This is a genomic window from Amycolatopsis lurida, assembly GCF_900105055.1.
Lineage (GTDB): Bacteria > Actinomycetota > Actinomycetes > Mycobacteriales > Pseudonocardiaceae > Amycolatopsis > Amycolatopsis lurida.
This window is the reverse complement of record NZ_FNTA01000004.1, coordinates 3844638-3867468: the sequence shown is the minus strand read 5'-3', so window position 1 is coordinate 3867468 and position 22831 is coordinate 3844638. Positions and strand designations below refer to the sequence as shown.

Below are 22831 nucleotides of genomic sequence, written 5' to 3'. Positions count from 1 at the left end.
GGCTCGACCGGGACCTTCGGCCAAACGACGGGGTGGGAACCTTTTTCGCGCACTACCTGTCCCGGCGCGCGATCCACGCCGCGGCCTGCGTGCGGCGCTGCATGCCCAGCTTCGCGAGGACCGAGGTCACGTAGTTCTTCACCGTCTTCTCGGCGAGGAACAGGCGTTCCGCGATCTCACGGTTGGACATGCCCTGCCCGATCAGCTCCAGCACCTCACGCTCGCGTTCGGTGAGGGACCCGAGCTCGTCCTCTGGCGGATGCCGCAGCTTGTCGAGCACCCGTGCCGTCGACAGCGGATCGAGCAGCGACCGGCCCGCCGCGACCTCGCGGACCGCGTTGACGACGTCCTGACCGCGGACCTGTTTCAGCAGGTACCCGGCCGCGCCGGCCATGATGGCGCCGACCATGGCCTCCTCGTCGTCGAACGCGGTCAGCATCAGGCACTGCGGCGGGTTCGGCTTCGACCGCAGCTCGCGGCAGAGCGCGATGCCGTCGCCGTCGCCGAGCCGCACGTCGACCACCGCGACGTCCGGCTCGACGTGCATCGCCACGGCCAGGGCCTCGTCGACCCCGCTCGCTTCGGCGACGACCTCGATGTCGGGCTCGTCGGTGAGGAGGTCGCGCAGGCCGCGCCTCACCACCTCGTGGTCGTCGATGAGCAGCACCTGGATCGGCATACCCCCACGTTACTTCGCGGCGGCCCAGTAAATCGCCTTGGCCACCTGCGAGTACAAGCCCTTCGGGTGATCGCGGAAGAGCGGTTCGGTGCCGAACAGCACCGCCCGCCCGCCGAGCCCCGAGGTCCCGGACACGACCGCGGCCTGTCCCGCCGCCTGCAGCGGCCCGCCCGTCCCGTCGTCCTGTGTCCGCCAATGCCCCGCGACCAGCGGATTCCCGCTCGCGTAGCGCTGCTCGACACTGACCGAGGAGCCGAGATCGGTGAACCAGAACGGCCCGTAGACGAACGAGTCCGGCAACGCGCCGCTCCCCACCGGGCCGGTCCCGTTGACCACCGAAACGACGCCGTTCCCGTCTTCCCAGCCCGCCACCGGACGTGCTTCGAGAAGTCCCACGTCGGTGTTGAACCGCGCGCCCGTGGCGCCGCGCGTGACCACGCCGCCGCGGGCGAGGAAGGCGCGCAAGGCGTCTTTCGCGGCCGGGTCGAGATCGGTGTGGCGCAGTCCCGATGAGACGAACAGGAGGTCCACCTTGGACCAGTCGAAGCCGGCGTTGAGCACCGCCGCCGACACCGGCCGCACGTCGAAGCCCATGTCCCGCAGTGCTTTCAGCTCGTCGGGTCCGACGGCGGCCGCGATGGTCTTGCGGGTCAACGGCGTCGCCGTCCCGCTTGCTTCGGTGAACCGGACGCCGTAGCGGTCCGCCACCTCGGCGGCCGCCGGGCGGGCCGACGCGGGGACGACGATCGTGCCGTCGGCCGTCCGTCCCAGCGCGAGGCCCCGGTTCAGCAGGTCGTTGACGGCGCTGACGTCCTTGCCGTCGACGAGCTTCAGCGCGAGGTCCCGGCCGGGCGCGGCGTCGACGCCGCCGGTGGGCGACGCGGCGACGACGTCGTGCGCCCGGACGTCGAGCCTGCCCTGCTTGACGATGTCGACCGACGCGCCCCACAGCAGGCGGTGGCTCCAGCCGGAGATGTCGTACATGACCGGCACCTTCGCCGAGATGTCGCTGCCCTGCTCCAGCATCACGTTCGCCAGGCCGCGTTTCGGCTGGTGCATGTCGACCACGTACGAACCGGCCGGATGCCGGCGCCCGGCCAGCGAGAACGGGCGATCCGCCTGCTTCACGCGTACGTCGTTGGCCACCAGGTGGTCGACGAGACGCGAAGCGGCGACGGCGGAACGCTGGTCCGCGCCGGTGGGAATGACGTACGCACGCGGGAACTCCGTGCGGTAGCGGTCTTCCGGCCCGAAGCCGGGTACGAATCCGTCGGGGATCTCGCGCTGCGCTTCACCGGCCGTGCCACGGCGGAACATCTCGATCTGGTTCGCGATGAGCTCACCGCGGTTGCGGTCGACGTAGTTCAGCGTGCTGCCGATGGTGGCCTCGACGACCTCGGTGTTGATCACCGCGCGCCGCTGGAGCTCGGCCACCGGCTGCGTCTCGTAATCCGCGTTGTTGACCCGCATCGGGACTTCGATCGTGAACGACACCGCGCCGTGGTACATCGCGTACTGGGCGGTGTAGATCGGCGCCCAGCCGTCCCAGCTGCCGGGTTCGTAGTCGCGGAACGGGATTTCGGGCTTCGCCGTCTCCGGCCGCCCGAGCGCCTGGACGGCCTTCTCCATGCCGAGCCCGTTGGCGTACCCGTGCTTGATGTAGAGGTCGAAGTCGTAGTTCTGGCCGTGCGGCGGGGTGGTCGGCTCGATGAGCGTGTTCGCGACATAGCCGTGTTCGTCCAGCATCATCAGCGGCTGCTTGCCGATGGCGATCCCGCGCATGGCCCGCACCTCCGGCTGCGACGCGGTGACGAAATCGCGGTTGGGATCGAAACCCTGCGACGTCTGCCGAGTGCCGGCGACCCGGCCGTCCGGATTGGCCGTGACGTTGAAGTAGAAGCGGTTCCGTTTCAGCAGTTCGGCGGTCTGGCGGTCGTTCGACGTCGCCAGCTTCTCGATGACGCGGAGCGCGCCGTCGGTGCCTTCCCATTCGTTGCCGTGGATGTTGTTGTTGATCCACACCGGCGCCTTGTAGCCGTGGCGCAGGAACGGGTCGCGCGCGGCGCGGGCCGGGTCGTTCTCGATCAGCGACCGCCAAGCGTCCTGCCGCCGCGTCTCGGACGGGCTCTCGGGCGCGGTGATCGTCACCAGGTAGAGGTCCCGCCCGAGGCCGGACTGCCCAGCGATCTCGACGGAGATCCGATCGCTGCGCGCCTGCAACGCGTTCAGCTTCGGCGCGATCGCGTGATACGGCGCGAGCCCGAGCTTGATCGACTTGTCGGCCGTGTTCTCCGGGTAGACGCGCAGCTTGGTCTTGCGCGGATAGCCGGAGTGGTCGCCCGCGAGATTCTCGCCCGCCGCGGCCCGCGCGACGCTCATCGGCTGATCGGTCGCGGCGACTTCGTTGCGTTCCGGCCCGTTGCCCGGGTCCCGATGCGTCGTCGGCGGCGGCGCCGCGTAAGCCGGCGCGGCGACCGCGCTCAGGGACAACACGAGGGCAAGGAACGCGGTGCGAGCCGAACGCGACAAGGGCCACCTCCAGGGACGTCGGCACAGTGTTTCCGCCGAACGAACGCCCCACAAGACCCGAAAGGCGGCTAACCGGGCGCCGGGAAGCGGATTTCGTTCCGGTCGATCTTGGCGTTCGCCGCCTCGATCAGGTCCACCCCGAGGCTGTTCGCGAGCTGGAGGAGGTACAGCGTGACGTCGGCGATCTCGTCGACGACGTTGTGCGCCAGCTCAGGGTCGGCACGCCACTCCGCGGACTCCTCCGGAGTGAGCCACTGGAACAGCGAGGTCAGCTCACCGACTTCGCCGGACAGCGCCATGACCAGGTTCTTCGGGGTGTGGAACGGTTCCCAGTCCCGTGCCGCGGCGAAGTCGCGGAGGCGCTGGTTGAGATCGTCGAGTGTCACGTGCCGTGCCTACCAGATCGTCACGGTGCGCTAACGGCCGTATGGCGGACGAGCGTTGACGTGCAAAGTGCAACTTGCATAACGTCGCTCGGCGTCGGGAGACCATCCGGAAGGAAAGTCTTGACGTATCAGCGAAGCCTTCGGTCTCGCGTGCTCTCCATCGCGTTCGTGCCGAGCGCGGCCCTGGTGCTCGTCGCGTTGTTCATCGGCGGATTTCTCGTCCAGCAGGCCATCGAGGACCGCGACGACGCCGAGAACGGAGCGGTCACCCTCGCCGAGGCGAGCCGAGGGATCGCGTCGCTGCAGCGGGAGCGGGCGGTCGCCTTGAAGGCGCCCGGCAGCCGCTCCGCCACCTACACCGCGTACGCCGATCGCATCGACACCTCGCTTTCCTCCCTGCGCGAGATCGCGCGGGCGGCCCCCGACGCCGAGGTCGGCTACCAGCAGACGATCGCCGTCGAACTGCTCACCGCGGTCGAAGGCATGGACCGCAGCGATTCCCTCGCGGTCGCCGGGATCGACGAAGCGGGGCGGCGCGACTACGCCGCCACCGTGGGCGCCTACCGGTCCAGGCTCGACGCGATCGCCGGAAAGCTGACGGAAAGTAGTCGTCAGACCTACCGGGATCTCGTCGGGAGCGAGGAATGGGGCCGGTTCGGCGCGGTCGAAACCGCGTTGAGCGCGGCGACGCCGCCGCCCGTCGGCCAAGCCGCTTGGCGGGTCGCGGCGGGCGTCGTCGGCCGGACCCTCGGCGATCTCGCCGCGCGTCAGATCGAGTACTCGGCGCAGCTCGCGATCGACGGCGGGCGCCGGGTACTGAATGGCGCGCTCGCCGCCGCCGGGGCGATTTCGCTGCTCGCGGGGGTGGTGTCGGCGATCGTCATGCAGCTCGCCCGGCGGCTGCCGACGACGACGCTGACCTGGTCACACCTGGTGAGCGATTACGCCGAAAAGAGCACGCTGTTGGCCCACACGAGTCGGCGAAGCGGTCGGGCAGACTTGTCCGGGTGAGTTCCCCGACGGATCTGCGCCCCTACCTGCGTACCTTGGACGCGGAAACGCTGGCGGACCTGCTGCACGCCCAAGCCGAGCGTGACCCTGCGTTACGGCAGGCGCTGGAGAACCGCTTCGTCACCCAGGGGAGTGACGTCGCCGAGGCGCACCGCCTCCTCGACACCGCCGTGCTGGCGGGCAACGTCGAGTACGCCGCGAAGGTCGGTTCCGTCCTCGACACGCTTCAGCGGCTTCTCGACGCAGGCAGCCGGGCCGATCTCGCCCCGCTCGCCCGCCGGACCGTGGACGACATCAGCGAGATGCTGGAGCAGATCGACGACGCCTCGGGCGAGGTCGCCGATCGGCTGGACCGGGCCGTCGAGCTGTACGCGCGGGCCTGCGTGGCGCATCCGCCGGATCCGGAGAGTCTGGCCGGCTGGATCCTCGAAGTGGAGTTCGACGGCCCCGGCCGGCCGGTCATCGAGCTGTCCGACTTCGCCTCCGCCTTGGGGGACAAGGGGATCGCGCGAATAAAGTCCACTGTGGACAGCGTACTGGCCGAGCATCCCTCCGGGGTGCGACGCGAGACCGCCGAGCGGCTGCGCGAGGAGCTGGCGGAGGTGTCCGGCGACGTCGACGCGCTCGTCGCGATCCTCGCCGCCAAGCCGCCGAGAGTGGACGTCAGTCTCAAGATCGTGCGCGTGCTGCGCGCGGCGGGACGGCACAGTGAGGCCATCGCGCATGCGGCGCGCGCGCTCACACAGGACAAGAAGGAGGAGGAGCCTCCGCCGGAGGACGAGCCGATTCCCTTTTCACGCAAGGATTTCGACGAGAAACCTACGGCCGCGACGTACCTCGCGCTGCGCGAAGAGTCGCTGGAAACGGGGCGCTGGGTCGCGCAGCGGAAGACCGCGCTGGCCCGGTTGCGTGAACTCGCCGCGGGGAGCACGGAGGCCGCGGACGAACTCGTCCGCGCGTTGCTCGGCGAGGACCGCGCCGACGAGGCATGGCGGGCCGCGGTGCGATTCGAGGCGTCGTTGCCGGTGCGTGTCGAACTCGCGGATTCCCGTTCCGTCGCCCATCCGGCCGAAACCATTCCTGTGTACCGGGACCATGTCGAAGAATTGATCACGCGCAAGGATCCGAACGCCTACCGCGAGGCGGCCCGGCAACTGCGCAAACTGCGCACGGCGCACAAAAAGGCCGGTACGGCCGAAGAATTCAGTTCATACCTCGGCACATTGGTGGAAATACACAAACGCAAGACGCGGCTGATCGCCGAGGTCAAAGCGGCGAGAATCGCGATTCCCAAACCGGTCAGGGCGTAACCGCGCCCGCCGCCCGTCGTTATTCGAAGCGAACCGAGGAAACCCGGCGAAGAGGTCGAAGTCGCGGTGGTCGGTGAACCGGTGTCCGCCCGCGTCCGGGACCCGTGTTCCGCGCCCAGGGCCACCGCGACGCACCCGGCCGGGTCCGCGTGAAAACATGTCGCCATGAGTCCGGTGAGCCGTGCCCGCAAGAAGGCAGCCCAGCCCTCCACCCCGAGTGTGACGGGCCTCTTCAAGGACGTCCTCCGGGACTTCTCGACCCTGGGTGCCGAACCCGAGGTGCTCGACGTCGAGCTGCTGACCTCCGAAGTGCTCGGCCAGTGGTGGGAGATCGAGCTCGAAGAGGACGAAACGCCGCTGGGCCTGGAGCTCATCGCGTTCGCCGAGCGGAAGATCACCCCGGCCGCGGCCGCGCTGCTCGCCGGGCTGAAGGTCTTCGCCGAGACCGAGGAGGAGCGCGAGGCGGCCGCGTCGGCGCTGAGCACCGTGCTGGGCCGCGGGATCCCGGAACCGGAATGGGCGGCGGAGCTGGCCGCGGTGACCGTCGGGGAATGCTGGCGGACCGGTGACGTCTTCGGCGACGAGTCCTCCCTCCTGTGCGTCTTCTCCCGCGGCGGCGCCGAGCACGGCTTGCTCGCGCTGGTCGACTTCACCGAGGGTGGCCGGATCCGCGACGTCGTCGTGGTCGACAAGCCGCAGGACGTGCTGGCCGAGATGCGGCAGCAGGCCGCCGACGACCCGGAACTCGTCACGCTGGAGCGGGTGCTGCCCGAGCGCGCCCACCAGCTGCTCGCGGACGGGCTGGCCGCGACGGACGTCGTCGAGGAGCCCGACGTCAGCGAGGACTACGCCCGGTTCCACGCGCTCGCGCTGGCCTGGATCCGGGCGCTTCCCGCTCCCGAGCCGTCGCCCGAGATCACCGAGTGGCCCGAGCAGGTCCGCGAAGAGGTCGTCGCCGATTTCGTCGGTTCCGGGCTCGTGGAGGACACGGAGGCGACGCGGTTCTACGCCCGCCTGCTCGTGGATCACGGCTGTGAAACCGAGCCGGGCAGCCCGCTGCGGGTGGGCCCCGAGAAGCTCGCCCGGTTCCTCGAATCGCTGCTGGACGGCGAGTTCGAGATCGACGAGGCCTACGAAGACGCGCTGGAGCCCGCTCTGCTCGGCTGGGTCAGCTGGGCCGCCGACCGCGCCGGACTCCCCGAAGCCGCGCGTGTCGCGCTGCTGGAGAGCGCGACCGAGTTCCTGGAGGAATTCGCGCAGGACGAGGACTCCGCGCTCGACGTCTACTTCGACGGCTCCGAGGGGATCGAAGACCCGGCGGAACTCGCGGAGGCCCTGGCGCGCCGCATGTTCGCCGTGCCGACGGTCTACGCGGAGATCGGGGACGAGGAGCTGGAACTCGAACCCGCCGACCCCGAGCAGCGCCGCCTGCTGGTGATCGGAGAGCACCCCGAGTACCACGAGGCGCTGGCCGAGGAGACCTTCGACGGCGAACCGCGGATGCGGCTCGCGCTCAAGACCACGATCGTCGACCAGCTCTGGGCCGACGAGCCGGCCGAGGTCTGGCAGGCCGTGCGGCGGCTGAGCGAGACCGGGCAGGAGCGCGACGAGATCTTCGACCGCCTCATCGACGCTCTGTCCGCCCAGCTCACCGAAGCGGGCGAGCACGAGATGGACTACGACATCGACGACTACCGGAAGGCGCTCGGCGAGCTCGCCTGACCACCCGTTTCCGCCGGTCACACCTCCCCAGCCCTTGCCGACCCGCCCCATTCTGTCTAGTCTGTCTAGATGGAAGCAGCAACCTGGCAAGTGCAGGACGCCAAGCAGCGGCTGAGTGAGCTGCTGCGCCGTGCCGCGTCCGATGGGCCGCAGTTCGTCACGAAACACGGGGAGGAGGTGGCGGTGGTGCTGGACATCGTGGATTACCGCAGGTTGACCGGAAGCGGTGAAGCCCTCGATTTCAAGCTCGTGCTCTCCGGGGAACAGCACCATCCCGAGTACGGGGAGGCGCTGGCCGACGTGCTGGAGGAAATCGCCGCCGAACGCGCGGAAGACCTGCCGAGAGATGCCGTGGAGGTGAGCGGGTGAGCTTTCTGCTGGACACGAACATCGTGTCCGAGGCTCGGCGCCGCACGCAGAACCCGGGTTTCGCCCGGTGGTGGGGCGGAGTGTCGTCGAGCAGGCTCTATTTGAGCGCGCTGACGGTGGGGGAGATCGAGAGGGGGATAACGAAACTCAGGCATCGAGGGGAGCGGGACAGGGCGCGTGCGGAAGCGCTGACCGAGTGGCTGGCCGGGCTCACCACGCAGTTCTCGGAACGGATTCTTCCGGTGACCGCCGAAATCGCGGCCGAATGGGGCAGGCAGTACGCGCCGCGGAAAGTGCCGTCCATCGACGGGCTGATCGCCGCGACCGCCCGGGTCCACGAGCTGACCCTGGTCACCCGGAACCTCGCCGACATGGCCGGGCTCGGTGCGCGGCTGCACAATCCGTTCGACTGAGCGGATCTCCGCGAGGATCAAGACGTCCGGACGCCTTGATCGGCCGGAACTTCCGCCGCGGTTCAGCCCAGCGGTGCCGCGGGGGTGCCCTTGTTCTCCGTGACTTGCGGCTTCTTCCGGCGACGGTCCCCGCGGGCGTCGTCGAAGTCGACGACGAAGGCGCCGGCGGCCATGGCCACCAAGAGCGCGAGGCCGAGAATCGAGCCGATCCAGGTCAAGACGATCGAGAACATCGTGACCCTCCTCCCTGCTCAAGGTCCTTTTCGAGACCTCGTGAACCCCTGACACAAGGGTCGCCGTGGGGGGCTGTAGCCGGTATCGGCCAACCGGTTACACGTACTGAGCGTGGATCGGCCGATCGGCCGAGGAAAGCCGGCTGCCGACAGCGGTGCGCGACCGGCGCCCATCATCGGCTCTCCGGTGGTGCGAAAGCTGGTCCTTGTGAGGGAACGGCCGGAAACCGCCCGCGTGGTCGGCTTCCGGCGAAGTGATCTTGGCCCACGTCGTGAACGTTCGCTGTGAGTAGAGATTCCCGGGGTACCCGGTCACGCGGTGTCGTGGTCTCGTCGACGTGACCCGCGAGCTCCGCCCCCAATCACGCGAGTCGCGCCCCCGGCCACGTGAGCTCCGCCCCCAATCACGCGAGTCGCGCCCCCGGCCACGTGAGTTACGGCCCCAATCACGCGAGTCGCGCCTCCGGCCACGTGAGTTACGGCTCCGATCACGCGAGTTCCGCCCTAGATCACGTGAGTTGCGGCTCCGAACACGCGTGTTCGGCCTTCGGGCACGCGTGTTGCGCCCCCGCGCACGTGAGTCACGGCTCCGATCACCCGAGTTCCGCCTACGGCCTCAGAGCTTGCGCAGCCGGACCCGGTTGATCGTGTGGTCGGCGTCCTTGCGGAGGACGAGCGTCGCCCGGGGCCGCGTCGGCTTGATGTTCTCCATCAGGTTCGGCTCGTTGATCGTGCGCCACAGGTGGCGTGCCTCGGCGCGGGCCTCGTCGTCCGGGAGGCCGGCGAAGTGGTGGAAGTGCGAAGCGGGGTCCGCGAAAGCGGTGTGCCGCAGCTTGAGGAAGCGCTCGATGTACCAGCGTTCGATGTCGGTCGTCGGCGCGTCCACGTAGATCGAGAAGTCGAACAGATCGGAGACGGTGAGCCGGGGGCCGGGCTGCAGGACGTTCAATCCTTCGAGGATCAGGATGTCGGGCCGCTGAACGACCTGCTCTTCGTCGGGAAGGATGTCGTAGGCGAGGTGCGAGTACACCGGAGCGCTGACCCGTTCCGCCCCGGACTTCACGTCGGTGACGAACCGCAGCAGCGCCCGCCGGTCGTAGCTTTCCGGGAAACCCTTGCGGTGCATGATCCCGCGCCGCACCAGTTCCGCACGCGGGTAGAGGAAACCGTCGGTGGTGACCAGGTCGACCCTGGGGTGATCCGGCCAGCGGGCGAGCAGGGTGCGCAGGATGCGCGCAGTGGTCGACTTGCCGACGGCGACGCTGCCCGCGATCCCGATGATGTACGGCACCTTGGTGCCCCGGCTGTCTTCGCCGAGAAAGGTGGTGGTCGCTTCGTACAGCCGTTGCCGGGCGGCGACCTGGAGATTGATCAGCCGGGAGAGCGGCAGGTAGACCTCGGCGACCTCGGCAAGGTCTACCTGTTCGCCGAGACCGCGCAGCCGCAGCAGTTCCGCGGCGGTCAGCGGCAGAGGAGTCGACCTGCGCAACTCGCGCCACTGCTCACGGTGCAGCTCGACGTAGGGACTGAGCTCACGGACCCGCGGCATCGCACACTCCTCGCCCGTCGCCTGCGCTGGCGCCGTACAAAACCGTGTTGACGAGTTCTCGGCGGGTGAACGTGCCTCGAACCGGATGAAGCCGCTTTAACGGTAGGGCTTACGGCTCGTGAACGCGCTGCGATGTGATGTACCCCGCTTCGGGGCGTTACCGTCCGTTACGGGTGCGGCCGGGGGTGAAGACCTCGTTCCACGCCGCGGCGACCTGGCGCGCGCAGACCGCGGGCGCGACCCCGCCGAAGCCGGTGCCGAGTCCGGGCATCGCGATCGTGTGCACGAGATCACGGACCCGGCCCTGGTCGAGCCTGCCGTCGCGCCACTGCTGGAACACCGCCCGGGCGGCCAGGTACGGATGCACGGTGTCACGCGGGAGGTGTTCACCGGGTTCCCGCATCGTCGGCGCGCTGATCAGCCAGGCGGGCTCGGCCTCGCCGGTGGGCACGATCACCGCTTCGCCGATCGGGAGCTCTCCGCCGTGGTAGGCGAGCACGGCGCTGCGCACGTTCTGCTCGACCTCGGGATAGGCGCGGGCGTACACGGCGTCGATGCCGCCCCGCATCCAGCCGTAGGAGTTCGCGGGGCTGACGACGGCCTGCGCGACGACGTCGAGCACGGACCCGCGGTGCACGAAGACCCGGCCGTCCACTGTGTCCGCGACGGTCGTCCAGGCTTGTGCGAGCGGGTCATCGACGGCGCACAACACCAGCTCCGGAGTGGGGCTGTCCGGCTGGGGAGCAAAGGAGGAGCCGGCGTCCTCGTGGCCGGTGCGCGTGCCCGGTTCGGCGGTCACGCCCTAAGCATGGCAAAAAAAGCCACCCGGCGTAACCGGTGCGCGTACCGGCTGTCCGAGTGAAAGTCGCCACCCGCGCCGTGCGTAATCTGGCGGGGTGTCACGGATCGCCTACTTCGGCCCCCAGGGAACCTTCACCGAACAGGCCGCGCGCCGGCTCGCCCCCGGTGAGGAGCTGATCCCGGCGGAGACCATCCCCGCGGCGCTGGCCGCGGTGCGCGCGGGCGCCGCCGACGCCGCGTGTGTCCCGATCGAGAACTCCGTGGAGGGCGCCGTCACCGCCACCCTCGACAGCCTGAGCGAGGCCGAGCCGCTCGTCGCGGTGGCGGAGGTCCTGCTGCCGGTCCATTTCAGCGTGCTGATCCGGCCGGGCACCACCGAGATCCGCACCGTGGCCAGCCATCCGCACGCGCTCGCCCAGGTCCGCCACTGGGTCGAGGCCAACCTGCCGGGCGCGCGTCCGGTCGCGACGTCGTCCACGGCGGCGGCCGCGGTCGCGGTGGACGCGGGCGAGTTCGACGCCGCCGTCACCGCGCCGGTCGCCGTCGAGCACTACCCGCTGGAAGTGAGGGCCACCGAGGTCGCCGACGTCCGCGACGCCAAGACCCGGTTCATCCTCGTCCGAGCGCCCGGTGACCTGCCGGAACCGACCGGGGCGGACCGCACGTCGATCGTCGCCGCCGCGACGAACCGGACCGGCGCCCTCGCCGAGCTGCTCACCGAACTGGCGGTCCGCGGAATCAACCTGACCAAGCTGGACGCCCGCCCGACGAGGAACAACTTCGGCGAGTACCGCTTCTTCATCGACTTCGAGGGGCATGTCGCCGAGCCCAGGATCGGTGACGCGCTGGCCGCGTTGCGCCGGCGGTGCCGGAACGTACGGTTCCTCGGCTCGCACCCGCGGGCGGACAACGGCAAGACCGAGATGGAGCCGGGCGCGGCCAACGAGGATTTCACCGACGCGATCGGCTGGGTCGAGTCGGTACGGAAGGGAGCACAGGCGTGAAACTTCTCCTCGTCCGCCACGGCCAGACCGAAGGCAACGTTCGCGGCGCGCTCGACACCGCGCTGCCGGGGCCGCCGCTCACCGAGCTCGGTCGCGAGCAGGCCCAGAGCCTCGTGAAGCGGCTGGACGGCGAGCCGATCGTCGCGGTCTACGCCTCGCAGGCGGTCCGCGCCCAGGAGACCGCCGCGCCCCTTGCAGCCGAACGGGGCTTGGACGTCCAGGTCCTCGACGGTGTGCACGAGGTCGCGGCAGGCGACCTCGAAGGCAAGACGGACAAGGATTCGATCACGATCTACATGAGCGTCGTGCGCCGATGGACGCTCGGCGAGCTCGACCCGCCCATCCCCGGCGGCGAGACCGGTGCGCAGGTCCGCGCCCGCATGCTCGACGCGGTCGCCCGTCTGCGCGCCAAGCACGAGCAGGCCGACCCCGACGGCACGGTGGTGCTGGTGAGCCACGGCGGCGCGATCCGCCTCGGCGGCGAATGGCTCGCCGGGAACGTGACCGCCGAGGTCGCCAACCAGGGGCTCATTCCCAACACCGGGATCGTCGAACTCGTCGCGGCCCCCGCCGGCTGGACCTGTCTCACCTGGGCGGACACCCCCGTCAACGCCTGACCAGGGACGTTTGCCTCCGCGCCCGCCGGGGAATACCCCCCACAAGATCGATTAACACCTTGTGGGGAATTAACCGATGGAGCGCAACCCCCACGGCGGACAACACGTCTACTGAACGGTGGGTCACCCGGCATTGTCCGGTTACAGGGAGGCGAATGACCATGATTCGTTCGAAACTGATCTCCATCGGCGGTCTCGTCGCGGGTACCGCCGGGCTTCTGCTGCTCAGCGCCTGCGGTGCGGAACCCGCGCCCGTCGCGCAGAACACGTCCGCGTCGCCGTCGAGTTCGGCGCCGGACACCTCCGCCGCGCCCAGCGCGAGCTCGTCGAGCCCGGCGCCCGCCCCGCAGCCCGCCCAGTCACCCGCACCGGCGCCGAAGAACGACGGGCTGTGCAAGGCGGGCGACGTCAAACTGTCCATCAAGGACAGTGACGCCGCCGCGGGCACGGTGTACCGCAAGCTCGTGATCACGAACGCGAGCGGGCACCCGTGCACCGTCCAGGGCTTCCCGGGTATCTCCTATGTGACCGGAGCCGACGGCCACCAGGTCGGCGAGGCCGCGTTCCGCGACGGCACCAAGGGCGGGCCCGTGCAGCTCGCCAACGGGGAGAGCGCGGTCGCCGACGTCGGTTTCGTGAACGTCCGCAACTACGACGAGGCGGTCTGCAAGCCCACCGAGACCCGGGGGCTGCGGGTGTACCTGCCGCAGGAGACGGCCTCGAACTTCGTGCCGGTGCAGGGATTGGGCTGTGCGGGGAAGATCCCCGGCAACCAGCTGACCGTCCAGACCGTCCACAAGGGCTAGAGCTGGGTGCAGAGCTGTTCGGCCTGCGCCAGGTGCCGCTGTCCCGAGATCTGGTTGAAGTGCAGGCTGAACACCATCCGGCTGACCCCGTCGATGTGCTCGGCCAGCGGCCGGTAGGTGTCGTTGGCGGCGGCCGCCGCGGCGGAGAGTTCGCGCGCGGCCGTCATCCGGTGCAGGACTTCGGGGGCCAGGACGGCCACGGTCCGTTCGCCGGGTGCCGAATCGGTGGTGTCCGGGATCGTGCCGACCCTGGCCAGCGCCGAGCAAGCGTGTTGCGCGTCTTCGAGCGCGCCCGCGTTGACGCCTGAGAGCGCCCACAACATGCCGATCACACCACCGCCGATCACAAAGCCGGCGACGGCGGTGAGTACTTGCGGGCGTCTCGAAGGTTCTGTCGTCCCCACGCCGGCCTCCGGCACCAGTGTCTGCTGCATCGCGGACCTCCCCGTCACCCGTGGCGGTGATGGGCTATTTCAGCACCAAAGGCCTTTGTTTTCACCGGTCCCGGTGGAGAACCCGCTCCTCCGTGGCCGATTCGTCATCGAAGGCTCCTTGCCGTAACGAGACGAACGCGAAACCGGCTACTCCGAACAGCAGCAGCCCGGACGTGAGGAACGTCCGGGCAGGCGATCCGAGGGCGTGGGTGAGGACGCCGCCGAGCAGGGCGCCGATCGGGATCGCGCCCCAGACGACGGTGCGCCACACGCCGAGGACCCGGCCGAGCAGATCGCCGGGAACGAGGGTGTGCCGCGCCGTCCCGAGCACGATGTTCACCGCGACCACGGCGGCCGCGAACAGGCCGAACAGCGCCGCTCCCGCCACCGGCGAGCTCGTCAGGCCCATGCCGGTGAACGCCGCGCCGCAGCCGGCCGTGCCCCCCAGGAGCACCGCGCGACGGCTGGTCACCTTCACCAGCCGCGGGGCGACCGCCGCGCCGAGCAAGCCGCCGATGCCGCCGACGAACGCGAAGAGTCCGAAGGCCGCTTCGCTGAGACGCAGGTACTCGATCGCGTAAAGCACCAGCTGGGCCTGCGCGAGTTCGCTGACCAGGCTGATCAGCCCGGCGATCACGACCAGCCGCAGCACCAGCCTGCTTTGCTTCAGCCAGCGGAAACCCTCCGCCAGTTCGGTACGGAGAGCGGCGGGCGCCTGGTCGGTGGCTCTCGGCCGATAGCTCCCGGCGAGTCCGATCAGCACGACGGCCGCGATCGCGAAGCCCACCGAGTTGAGCAGGAACGGGAAGGTCGCGAAGAGTGCGAAGGTGGCGCTGCCGACTGGCCCGCCAAGGAAGGTTTGCCCCACGATCTCGCACGCCTGGAGCTTGCTGTTCGCGCTGTCGAGCGAACCCTTGCCGACGACCGCCGGGATGAGCACGTTCGCGGCGCTGTCGGCGACCACCTCCGCGAAGCCGATGAGCAGCGCGGCGGCATAGACCAGCCAGATCGTCACCCCGCCCGACGCGACCAGGGCGGCCGTCCCGCCGACGACGACCGCGCGGACGCCGTTCGCGAGGATCATCGCCCGCCGCCGGTCGACGCGGTCGAGCAGCGCGCCCGCGGGGAGCGCGAACAGCAGCCACGGCAGGAACTGGGTCGCCGAAAGACCGGCGATGAGCAGCGGATCGCGGGTCAGGGTGACCGCGAGCAGCGGAAACGCGACCTTGCCGATCCCGTCGCCGAGGTTCGACGCCGCGCTGGACGCGAGCAACCAGCGCAATCGCCGGTCGCTCCTCCCTCGTGCCGTCGACTCGGCCATGGACCGCCTCCCCAGGCATTCGCCGGCGTCGGCCGACGACAACGTGTCGAAAAGTTTAGCGGGGGCTGTCGCCCAAAGTGGCTGGGTTGTTACGCCCAGTTAAGAATCCGGAGAACCCGTGGTGCTCAGGCACGAAAATCACCGACCATGCCGCCTTCGGCGCGGAATCCGCCGTGTCGGTTCCGGGGGAGCAAGGGACCTTTGCTCTCGCCCTGCCCGGCGGCTCAACCCCACCCGAGTTCGTGCAGGCGCGCGTCGTCGATGCCGAAATGGTGGCCTACCTCGTGGATGACCGTGATCAGCACCTCCTCGACGACGTCCTCCTCGGTGTCGCACATCTCCAGCAGCGGGCGCCGGTAGATCGAGATCCGGTCCGGCAGCACCCCGCCGTACTCGTGGGTCCGCTCGGTCAGCGCCACGCCGTGGTACAGGCCGAGGATCGTGGGCGACTCCTCGTTGAACTCCTCCACGAGTACCACGACGTTGTCCATGGCGTCCGCGAATTCGGGCGGGAGCTCGTCCAGCGCCTCCGAAACCAGCTCCTCGAACCGCTGCTGGGTCATCTCGACGGGCACGCGCTCATCCTCCGGTCTTCGGGGCCGAAGAGGACGACGGCGGCGGGGTCTCACCGGTGCCGACCTTGACGCTCCCGGTGACCGGCGCCAGCCCCTTGTTGTCCGGCAGGACCGCCGCCACCTTGCAGTTCACCAGCGTCGACCCGGCGTCCCAGCTCTCCTGCTCGCGGACGTCCCAGGTGAGGACGAGCTTCTTCTCCGCCAGGTCGGCGTTGCCCGTGTACTCCTGTGCGGCCGTCGAGCACGCGGTGTCCAGCCAGGTCTTCTGCTGGTCCTGCGACGGGTAGCCGTCCTTGAACTTCGTCTTGAGGTCGAGCGTCGCGATGATCTCGTACGAATGCGCCTGCGCGCAGTCGATGGGGTCGCCGAAGCTGTTGTTGAGCAGCGCGAGGCAGGTGCCCGGCTCCCAGACGGCGGACTGGTCCTGTTCCTTCGCCGGCCCCTTGGTCGCCTGGAGCTTGCCGCCCTGGCCCGCCCACTGCAGACCACAACGAAGTTGCCGGTCGCCGTCCGCCCACTGCGCGGGCGTCGGCCGGAGCAGGTTCATGCTCAGCTTGCCGTACGGATCCAGCGTGCGGCCGAGGTACGGCTTGACGTCGATCGTGCACTGGGACCTGGAGATCTCCTGCCACTGCTCCAGGTTCGGGCTCGGCGCCCCCGGCGGGTACTGCGCGCCGATGTCGACGATGCTGGTGACCTCGAACAGGTGGGCCTCGGCGCACGGCACGCGCCGTGCGTCGGTGGCGTCCGGATTGTTCCAGGTCAGACAGGTGCCAGGAGGAGACTGGAACGCCTCGGCCGCGGCGGGCGACAGTTTGGGGGCGCCGCCGCCCGCACCGCCCTCCGGGCCCACGTTCCACGAAAACGCCACACTCAGCGAAAGCGCGATGATCGCGCCCGCGAACACACCGGCCATGAGGAGCCGGGTGCGCAGGGTGCTCAGCGCGTTTCGCGGATCACGGAACCGCTCGGCCTGTTGAGACATCCACTCCATGATGCCCGCGCCGCACGTAAGGTGCGCGTACCGGGTGGTTAGTGTTGAGACACGGGTTCGGGCCGGCGGGCGATTACGGAGCTTCGATGACGCAGGATCACAACCAGGGGGCACAGGGGCCTCAGGAGCCGCCCAAGCGCGGCTCCATGCGCTTCCAGGACGGCAGCACGCAGGCGCGGCAGCCGTCGTTGGCCGAGCAGCGGGCGCGACAGCAGGCGCTGGCGGAGCAGGAGCGCCAGGAGGCGCTGGCCGCCGAAGCCGCTCGCGCCGCCGAGAAGAAGTCTTCGACCAAGAAGAAGATCCTGATCGGAACCGGTGTGACGGTCGGTCTGGTCGGTCTGGTCGCGACGTTCTACACGGTCGCGAAGCCGGAGAACGTCACGGCCGTCTGCACCACCAAAGACACCGAGATCGTCGACAACGACCAGAACTGCGACGAGAACTACGTGCGGTCGCACGGCGGTTACGTCAGCGGCGGGTTCTTCTTCCTCCCCATCGGCGGTATCGGTGGGCCGATGCAGAGCTACCGCTACAACTACGGCGGCTCCGGCGCGATCGGGCAGCGTGTGTCGGGTGGCTCGTACACCGCGCCGTCGAACGCGAACGTCAGCACGAAATCGGGCAAGTCCGTCCAGCGTGGCGGATTCGGCATCAGCGGCAAGAGCGGCGGCAGCGGCAAGAGCGGGGGCTCGTAGGTGTACCGGGATTCCAAGCCGCCCCGGCGGGATTGGCAGAACATCGTCGAAGAGCAGGGCCTGGTCTTCGGCACGCCCGCCCGCGACGGCTCCGGCAAGTCCCGGCCGTACTGGGACGAGTCGGTCCACTACGTCTTCGACATGGACGAGATCCTGTCCGTCGAGGCGGACGTGGAGCTGCTGCACTCGATGTGCCTCGAAGCCGTCGACAACGTGATCACCACCGAGCAGTACCACCGCTTCGGCATCCCCGAGTGGGTCTGGCCGCATATCGCCGAGTCGTGGAAGCGGCAGGATCCGCACGTCTACGGCCGCTTCGACCTGCGGTACGACGGCAAGAGCCCGGCGAAGCTGCTCGAGTACAACGCCGACACCCCGACCTCGCTGCTCGAGGCCGCGGTGCTGCAGTGGCACTGGAAGACCGCGGTCTTCCCCGACGACGACCAGTGGAACTCGATCCACGAAAAGCTGGTCGAGCGCTGGGGCGAACTCGCCGACAAGCTGCCGTCGAACGAACTGCACTTCACCTGGTCGTCGGCCGATCCGTCCGGTGAGGACCACGTGACGACGGCGTACCTGCAGGAGACCGCGGCCGAGGCCGGGCTCGACACCGTCGGCCTGTCGATCGAGGAGATCGGCTGGGACCCGGTGCTCAAGCGGTTCGTCGACCTCGAAGAGGCGCAGATGGCGACCGTGGTGAAGCTCTACCCGTGGGAATGGGTGGTCGACGAGGAGTTCGGCCGCTTCGCCGTCGAGACCATGCCGCGCACGCTGTGGGTCGAGCCGCTGTGGAAGATGATCCTCTCCAACAAGACGCTGCTGGCGATCCTGTGGGAGAACTACCCGGGGCATCCGAACCTGCTGCCCGCCTTCGCCGACGACCCCGGCCTGCTGACCGAGTACGTCCGCAAGCCGAAACTCGGCCGCGAGGGCGCGAACGTGCAGATCGTCGCGACCGGGTACGAGACGCAGACCGACGGTGTCTACGGTGCGGAAGGGTTCGTCTACCAGGCGTTCGACCCGCTCCCGGAGTTCCAGGGTTACCGGCCCGCGCTCGGCGCGTGGATCGTCGGGGACCAGGCCGCCGGCCTCGGCATCCGCGAGACCGCGGGACTCGTCACCGACGACGGTGCGGCGTTCGTCCCGCACCGCATCGTCGAGTCGTGATAGAAGCAACCGCACAAACCTGACATTCCTGACCAGCACGTACCTCTGGGAGCACCCTGTGACCACCACCCTTGCGCTGTCCGACACGTTCGGCTCCGACCTCGTGCGAGGGATCGGCGCGATCCTGCTGTACGGCGTCGTCGGCCTGCTGCTGATGTTCGCCGGGTTCTGGGCGATCGACTGGACCACGCCCGGCAAGCTGTCCCAGCTGGTCAGCCGTGGCCTGCCGAACGCGGTCATCGTCACCGCGTCGGGCCTGCTGTCGATGGCGTTCATCGTCGTCGTGGCGATCGCGAACTCCGCCAGCGACCTGACCGAGGGCCTCATCACCTCGCTGGTCTACGGCCTGCTCGGCATCGTCGTCCAGGTGCTGGCCGTCCGGCTGCTGGAGTGGGCGACCCGCATCGACGTCCGCTCGACCATCGAGAGCGACAAGTTCGCCCCCGTCAGCGTCGTGGTCGCGGCCGCGCACCTGGCCCTCGGCCTGGTCGTGGCCGTCGGCATCTCGTGATTTCTTGACCTGCTGAAACCGGCATCGGCGCACGATTCCCACTAACGTGGGGGTCGTGCGCCTTTTAAGGACACCGGACGACCGGTTCTCGGACCTGCCCGATTTCGACTTCGAACCGCGCTACGCGGAACTCGTCGACCTTCACGGCGGCGTGATCAGAGTGGGATACGTGGAGGCCGGACCCGAGGATGGGCCGCCCGTTCTCCTGCTGCACGGCGAGCCCACCTGGTCCTACCTCTATCGCAAGGTCATCCCGGTGCTCGCCGACGCCGGGCTGCGCGCCATCGCGCCCGACCTGGTCGGCTTCGGCCGATCCGACAAACCCGGCGACATGGTCGACCACACCTACCAGCGGCACGTCGAGTGGATGCGCGCGTTCGCCTTCGACGTCCTCGACCTGACCGACGTCACCCTGGTCGGCCAGGATTGGGGCGGCCTGATCGGCCTGCGCCTGGTCGCCGAAAACCCCGATCGGTTCGCCAGGGTCGTCGCGGCCAACACCGGTCTCCCCACCGGCGACACCGACATGCCCGAGCTGTGGCACAAGTTCCGCGACACCGTCGAGAACGCCCAGGTGCTCGACGTCGGGCGGTTCGTCCAGTCGGGCTGTCAGACCAAGCTGTCCGAGGAGGTCCGCGCCGCCTACGACGCGCCCTTCCCGAACGAGATGTACAAGGCCGCGCCGCGCGCGATGCCTTCGCTGGTGCCGATCACCCCGGACGATCCGGCCTCGGCCGCCAACCGGGCGGCGCTCAAGGTGCTCTCGGAACTGAACAAGCCGTTCCTGGTGTCGTTCTCCGATGGCGACCCGATCACCGCGCCGTGGGGCCTCGAACTGCGGGGCTCGATGCGCGGCGCCCGCGAACTCGAGCATCCGACGATCACCGGGGCAGGCCACTTCCTGCAGGAGGACGCGGGCGGACGGCTGGGCGAGGTCATCGCCCGTTTCGCCCATTCCTGATCCTCGTGAGTGGCTAGGACGGTTCTAACCGTCCTAGCCACTCACGAGGGCGTCAGGAGATGGCGCCCAGTGCGTCGGTGATGATCCCGAGGCCTTCGGCGGCCTCTTCGGCGGTGAGCGTCATCGGCGGCGCGATCCGCAGCACGTTGCCGTGCAGCCCGCCCTTGCCGATCAGCAGCCCGCGCGCCTTGGTCTCCTCCATCATCCGCGCCGCGGCCCCCGCGTTCGGCGTCATCCCGCCCGGCTCGACCAGTTCGACGCCGATCATCAGGCCCTTGCCGCGCACGTCCCCGATCAGCGGGTTCCCCGTCGCGCGCAGGCCGTCGAGCAGTTCGTTGCCGCGGGCGAGCGCGTTCGCCTGCAGGTCGTGGTCGGCGATGTGGTCGAGTACGGCGGCCGCGCCCGCCATCGCGACCGGGTTGCCGCCGAAGGTCGAGATCGAGTTCGCGGTGAGGCAGTCGACGAGGTCGCCGCGCGCCACGAGACCGCCGATCGCGAGACCGTTGCCGAGGCCCTTCGCGAAGGTCATCGCGTCGGGGACGACGTCGTGCGCCTGGATCCCCCAGTAGTGTTCCCCGGTCCGTCCCCAGCCGGTCTGGACCTCGTCGGAGATGAACAGGATCCCGTACTGGTCGAGGACCTCCTTCATCGCCTTGAACAGGCCGTCCGGCGGGGAGCTGAAGCCGCCGACGCCCTGGATCGGCTCGGCGATCATGCACGCGACGTCGCCCGACGTGCCCGTCTCCAGGACGTCGACCAGGTCCGCGACGCACGCGTCGATGTACTCCGTGTCCGAAAGCGCCCGGAACGGGCTGCGGTACCGGTAACCGCCGTGCACGTAGCTCACCTTCACCGGGCTGAGTGACGACGCCGACCAGCCGCGGTTGCCGGTGATGCCGACCGTCGCGAACGACCGGCCGTGGTAGGAGTTCCGCATCGCCAGCACCTGGTTGCTGCGCCGGTACTGGGTGGCGAGCATGAGCGCGGTGTCGTTGGCCTCGGTCCCGGAGTTGGTGAAGAACACCTTCGCGTCGGGGATGCCGGAGAGCTTCGCGATGCGTTCGGCCAGTTCGACCTGCGACCGGATGAGGTACAGCGTCGACGTGTGCAGGATGCCGGTGTCGAGCTGCTTGCGCACGGCGTCGCTGATCGCCGAGACGTCGTAGCCCATCGAATTCGTCAGGATGCCCGCGAAGAAGTCGAGGTAGGTGCGCCCGGTCGAGTCGATGACCCGGCGGTCCTGCGCGTGCACGATCTCGATCGGCTCGTCGTAGTAGAGCGCCAGCCACGACGGCAGTACCGCCTTGTGCCGCGCCAGCAGGTCCGCATCGGTCATCGGGTTTCTCCGTCCGCAGCAGGGAGATCTCAGTATGGGGACGGCCCGAAACGGGCGGCAACGATCAGACTGTCGGGTTATCCGCGTGGACCCGCACATTTTGTGCGGCTCGCACGGACTACTCTCAGCACTCGTGATTGACCCCAGGACTCTGCGCGATGACCCGGACGTCGTGCGCGCTTCGCAGCGCGCCCGTGGCGAGGACGAAGGAGTGGTCGACAAGCTGCTCTCCCTCGACTCCCGCCGCCGGTCGTCCATCGCCGCCGCCGACAAGCTGCGCGCCGAGCAGAAGTCGCTGGGCAAGCTCATCCCCAAGGCGCAGGGCGACGAGCGGGCCGAGCTGCTCGCCAAGGCGAAGGACCTCGCCGCCCAGGTCAAGACGGCCGAGGTCGAGCAGACCGAGGCGTCGGAGGAGTTCGAGCAGCTGCACCGCCTGGTGCCGAACCTCGTCCACCCCGAGGCACCCGAAGGCGGCGAGGACGACTACGTCGTGCTCAAGCACGTCGGCGAGCCGAAGAAGTTCGACTTCGAGCCGAAGGACCACCTCGAACTCTGCGAGGGGCTCGGCGCGCTCGACATGGAGCGCGGCGCGAAGGTCTCGGGTTCGCGGTTCTACTTCCTCACCGGCATCGGCGCCCAGCTGCAGCTCGGCCTGCTGAACATGGCGATCGCGCAGGCGACCGCGAACGGCTTCACCCCGATGATCACCCCGACCCTGGTGCGGCCGGAGATCATGGCGGGCACCGGTTTCCTCGGCGCGCACTCGTCGGAGGTCTACCGGCTGCGCGACGACGACCTGTACCTCGTCGGCACGTCCGAGGTCCCGCTCGCGGGCTACCACGCCGACGAGATCCTCGACCTCGGCAACGGCCCGAAGCGGTATGCCGGCTGGTCGTCCTGCTACCGCCGCGAGGCCGGTTCGTACGGCAAGGACACCCGCGGCATCATCCGCGTCCACCAGTTCGACAAGGTCGAGATGTTCGTCTACACGCGTCCCGAGGACGCCGAAGCCGAGCACGCGCGCCTGCTGGACTGGGAAGAGCAGATGCTCGCCAAGATCGAGGTGCCGTACCGCGTGATCGACACCGCCACCGGCGACCTCGGCACCTCCGCGTACCGGAAGTTCGACTGCGAGGCGTGGGTGCCGTCGCAGAAGACCTACCGCGAGCTGACCTCGACGTCGAACTGCACGACCTTCCAGGCCCGCCGCCTCGGCATCCGTTTCCGCGACGACGACGGCCGTCCGCAGACCGTCGCCACGCTGAACGGCACGCTGGCCACCACCAGGTGGATCGTCGCGATCCTGGAGAACCACCAGCTCGAAGACGGTTCCGTCCGGGTTCCGGAGGCGCTTCGCCCCTTCCTCGGCGGAACCGAGGTGCTCACGCCGGCATCCAAGTAGCGGTCG

At 69.2% G+C, this 22831-nt stretch carries 24 protein-coding genes; 13 read left to right on the top strand and 11 right to left on the bottom strand.

Annotated features, from left to right (window positions below; genetic code table 11):
* Nucleotides 1–52 precede the first annotated feature (52 nt).
* From BLW75_RS23330 to BLW75_RS23320, 3 genes are all read right to left on the bottom strand, one after another.
* The gene (locus BLW75_RS23330) at nucleotides 53–679 is read right to left on the bottom strand and encodes a response regulator (protein ID WP_034309658.1); all 627 of its coding nucleotides are present in this window, start codon (nucleotides 677–679) and stop codon (nucleotides 53–55) included.
* A gap of 9 nt (nucleotides 680–688) precedes the next feature.
* Nucleotides 689–3208, bottom strand: coding sequence for a M14 family zinc carboxypeptidase (locus BLW75_RS23325; RefSeq protein WP_034309661.1), 2520 nt, complete (start codon nucleotides 3206–3208; stop codon nucleotides 689–691).
* Between the two features lie 68 nt (nucleotides 3209–3276).
* Nucleotides 3277–3594, bottom strand: coding sequence for a nucleotide pyrophosphohydrolase (locus BLW75_RS23320; RefSeq protein ID WP_034309662.1), 318 nt, complete (start codon nucleotides 3592–3594; stop codon nucleotides 3277–3279).
* Nucleotides 3595–3714: 120 nt separating this feature from the next.
* Here BLW75_RS23320 and BLW75_RS23315 point away from each other — a divergent pair, with 120 nt between their 5' ends.
* The 5 genes from BLW75_RS23315 to BLW75_RS23295 all read left to right on the top strand — a co-directional run bounded on the left by BLW75_RS23315 (nucleotide 3715) and on the right by BLW75_RS23295 (nucleotide 8419).
* Complete coding sequence (locus tag BLW75_RS23315; protein WP_241783479.1) at nucleotides 3715–4605, top strand: nitrate- and nitrite sensing domain-containing protein; 891 nt, start codon at nucleotides 3715–3717, stop codon at nucleotides 4603–4605.
* Nucleotides 4602–5915, top strand: a complete 1314-nt coding sequence (locus tag BLW75_RS23310) for a hypothetical protein (protein WP_091598174.1) — start codon at nucleotides 4602–4604, stop codon at nucleotides 5913–5915. Before BLW75_RS23315 ends, BLW75_RS23310 begins: the two co-directional genes overlap by 4 nt.
* A gap of 165 nt (nucleotides 5916–6080) precedes the next feature.
* The gene (locus BLW75_RS23305; RefSeq protein ID WP_034309666.1) at nucleotides 6081–7637 is read left to right on the top strand and encodes a DUF1841 family protein; all 1557 of its coding nucleotides are present in this window, start codon (nucleotides 6081–6083) and stop codon (nucleotides 7635–7637) included.
* Nucleotides 7638–7706: 69 nt separating this feature from the next.
* Nucleotides 7707–8006 (top strand): type II toxin-antitoxin system Phd/YefM family antitoxin, encoded by a 300-nt coding sequence (locus tag BLW75_RS23300; protein WP_241783481.1) that lies wholly within the window; start codon nucleotides 7707–7709, stop codon nucleotides 8004–8006.
* On the top strand, nucleotides 8003–8419 hold the full coding sequence (locus BLW75_RS23295) for a type II toxin-antitoxin system VapC family toxin (protein ID WP_034309670.1): 417 nt from the start codon (nucleotides 8003–8005) through the stop codon (nucleotides 8417–8419). The genes BLW75_RS23300 and BLW75_RS23295 overlap by 4 nt, the downstream gene beginning before the upstream one ends.
* A 62-nt stretch (nucleotides 8420–8481) precedes the next feature.
* On the opposite strand, the gene BLW75_RS42920 is transcribed toward BLW75_RS23295, so the two are convergent.
* The 3 genes from BLW75_RS42920 to BLW75_RS23280 all read right to left on the bottom strand — a co-directional run bounded on the left by BLW75_RS42920 (nucleotide 8482) and on the right by BLW75_RS23280 (nucleotide 11000).
* Nucleotides 8482–8652, bottom strand: coding sequence for a hypothetical protein (locus tag BLW75_RS42920; protein WP_167373516.1), 171 nt, complete (start codon nucleotides 8650–8652; stop codon nucleotides 8482–8484).
* Between the two features lie 616 nt (nucleotides 8653–9268).
* Nucleotides 9269–10201 (bottom strand): type I pantothenate kinase, encoded by a 933-nt coding sequence (gene coaA, locus BLW75_RS23285; protein WP_034309674.1) that lies wholly within the window; start codon nucleotides 10199–10201, stop codon nucleotides 9269–9271.
* A gap of 157 nt (nucleotides 10202–10358) precedes the next feature.
* Nucleotides 10359–11000 (bottom strand): macro domain-containing protein, encoded by a 642-nt coding sequence (locus tag BLW75_RS23280; protein ID WP_034309677.1) that lies wholly within the window; start codon nucleotides 10998–11000, stop codon nucleotides 10359–10361.
* Between the two features lie 97 nt (nucleotides 11001–11097).
* Between BLW75_RS23280 and pheA the strand changes: the two genes are divergently transcribed.
* The 3 genes from pheA (at nucleotide 11098) to BLW75_RS23265 (ending at nucleotide 13429) form a co-directional block, all read left to right on the top strand.
* A complete protein-coding gene (pheA, locus tag BLW75_RS23275) occupies nucleotides 11098–12006 on the top strand; it encodes a prephenate dehydratase (protein WP_034309679.1) in 909 nt (302 codons plus the stop codon).
* Entirely contained in the window at nucleotides 12003–12623 is a 621-nt protein-coding gene (locus BLW75_RS23270; protein ID WP_034309681.1) for a histidine phosphatase family protein, read from the top strand. The genes pheA and BLW75_RS23270 overlap by 4 nt, the downstream gene beginning before the upstream one ends.
* A 155-nt stretch (nucleotides 12624–12778) precedes the next feature.
* Nucleotides 12779–13429, top strand: a complete 651-nt coding sequence (locus BLW75_RS23265) for a DUF4232 domain-containing protein (protein ID WP_034309683.1) — start codon at nucleotides 12779–12781, stop codon at nucleotides 13427–13429.
* On the opposite strand, the gene BLW75_RS23260 is transcribed toward BLW75_RS23265, so the two are convergent.
* The 4 genes from BLW75_RS23260 to BLW75_RS23245 all read right to left on the bottom strand — a co-directional run bounded on the left by BLW75_RS23260 (nucleotide 13426) and on the right by BLW75_RS23245 (nucleotide 16744).
* Entirely contained in the window at nucleotides 13426–13863 is a 438-nt protein-coding gene (locus tag BLW75_RS23260) for a hypothetical protein (RefSeq protein WP_034309686.1), read from the bottom strand. The genes BLW75_RS23265 and BLW75_RS23260 overlap by 4 nt on opposite strands.
* 61 nt (nucleotides 13864–13924) lie before the next feature.
* On the bottom strand, nucleotides 13925–15184 hold the full coding sequence (locus BLW75_RS23255; protein WP_034309689.1) for an MFS transporter: 1260 nt from the start codon (nucleotides 15182–15184) through the stop codon (nucleotides 13925–13927).
* A 224-nt stretch (nucleotides 15185–15408) separates the two neighbouring features.
* Complete coding sequence (locus BLW75_RS23250; RefSeq protein ID WP_034309691.1) at nucleotides 15409–15759, bottom strand: metallopeptidase family protein; 351 nt, start codon at nucleotides 15757–15759, stop codon at nucleotides 15409–15411.
* A gap of 4 nt (nucleotides 15760–15763) precedes the next feature.
* Nucleotides 15764–16744 carry a septum formation family protein gene (locus BLW75_RS23245; RefSeq protein WP_034309693.1) on the bottom strand — a complete coding sequence of 327 codons (981 nt, stop codon included), beginning with the start codon at nucleotides 16742–16744 and terminating at the stop codon, nucleotides 15764–15766.
* A gap of 95 nt (nucleotides 16745–16839) precedes the next feature.
* Here BLW75_RS23245 and BLW75_RS23240 point away from each other — a divergent pair, with 95 nt between their 5' ends.
* The 4 genes from BLW75_RS23240 to BLW75_RS23225 are packed head-to-tail and all read left to right on the top strand — an operon-like array spanning nucleotide 16840 to nucleotide 20087.
* Nucleotides 16840–17448 (top strand): hypothetical protein, encoded by a 609-nt coding sequence (locus BLW75_RS23240; RefSeq protein ID WP_241783483.1) that lies wholly within the window; start codon nucleotides 16840–16842, stop codon nucleotides 17446–17448.
* The gene (locus BLW75_RS23235) at nucleotides 17449–18615 is read left to right on the top strand and encodes a glutathionylspermidine synthase family protein (protein WP_034309698.1); all 1167 of its coding nucleotides are present in this window, start codon (nucleotides 17449–17451) and stop codon (nucleotides 18613–18615) included.
* 58 nt (nucleotides 18616–18673) lie between these two features.
* Entirely contained in the window at nucleotides 18674–19126 is a 453-nt protein-coding gene (locus BLW75_RS23230) for a DUF350 domain-containing protein (RefSeq protein WP_034309700.1), read from the top strand.
* 55 nt (nucleotides 19127–19181) lie between these two features.
* On the top strand, nucleotides 19182–20087 hold the full coding sequence (locus tag BLW75_RS23225; protein WP_198935704.1) for a haloalkane dehalogenase: 906 nt from the start codon (nucleotides 19182–19184) through the stop codon (nucleotides 20085–20087).
* 52 nt (nucleotides 20088–20139) lie between these two features.
* Here BLW75_RS23225 and BLW75_RS23220 read toward each other — a convergent pair whose 3' ends face one another.
* Nucleotides 20140–21423 carry an aspartate aminotransferase family protein gene (locus BLW75_RS23220; protein ID WP_034309705.1) on the bottom strand — a complete coding sequence of 428 codons (1284 nt, stop codon included), beginning with the start codon at nucleotides 21421–21423 and terminating at the stop codon, nucleotides 20140–20142.
* A gap of 133 nt (nucleotides 21424–21556) precedes the next feature.
* On the opposite strand from BLW75_RS23220, the gene serS reads away from it, so the two are divergent.
* The gene (gene serS / locus BLW75_RS23215) at nucleotides 21557–22825 is read left to right on the top strand and encodes a serine--tRNA ligase (protein ID WP_091598171.1); all 1269 of its coding nucleotides are present in this window, start codon (nucleotides 21557–21559) and stop codon (nucleotides 22823–22825) included.
* The last annotated feature ends 6 nt before the right edge of the window (nucleotides 22826–22831 follow it).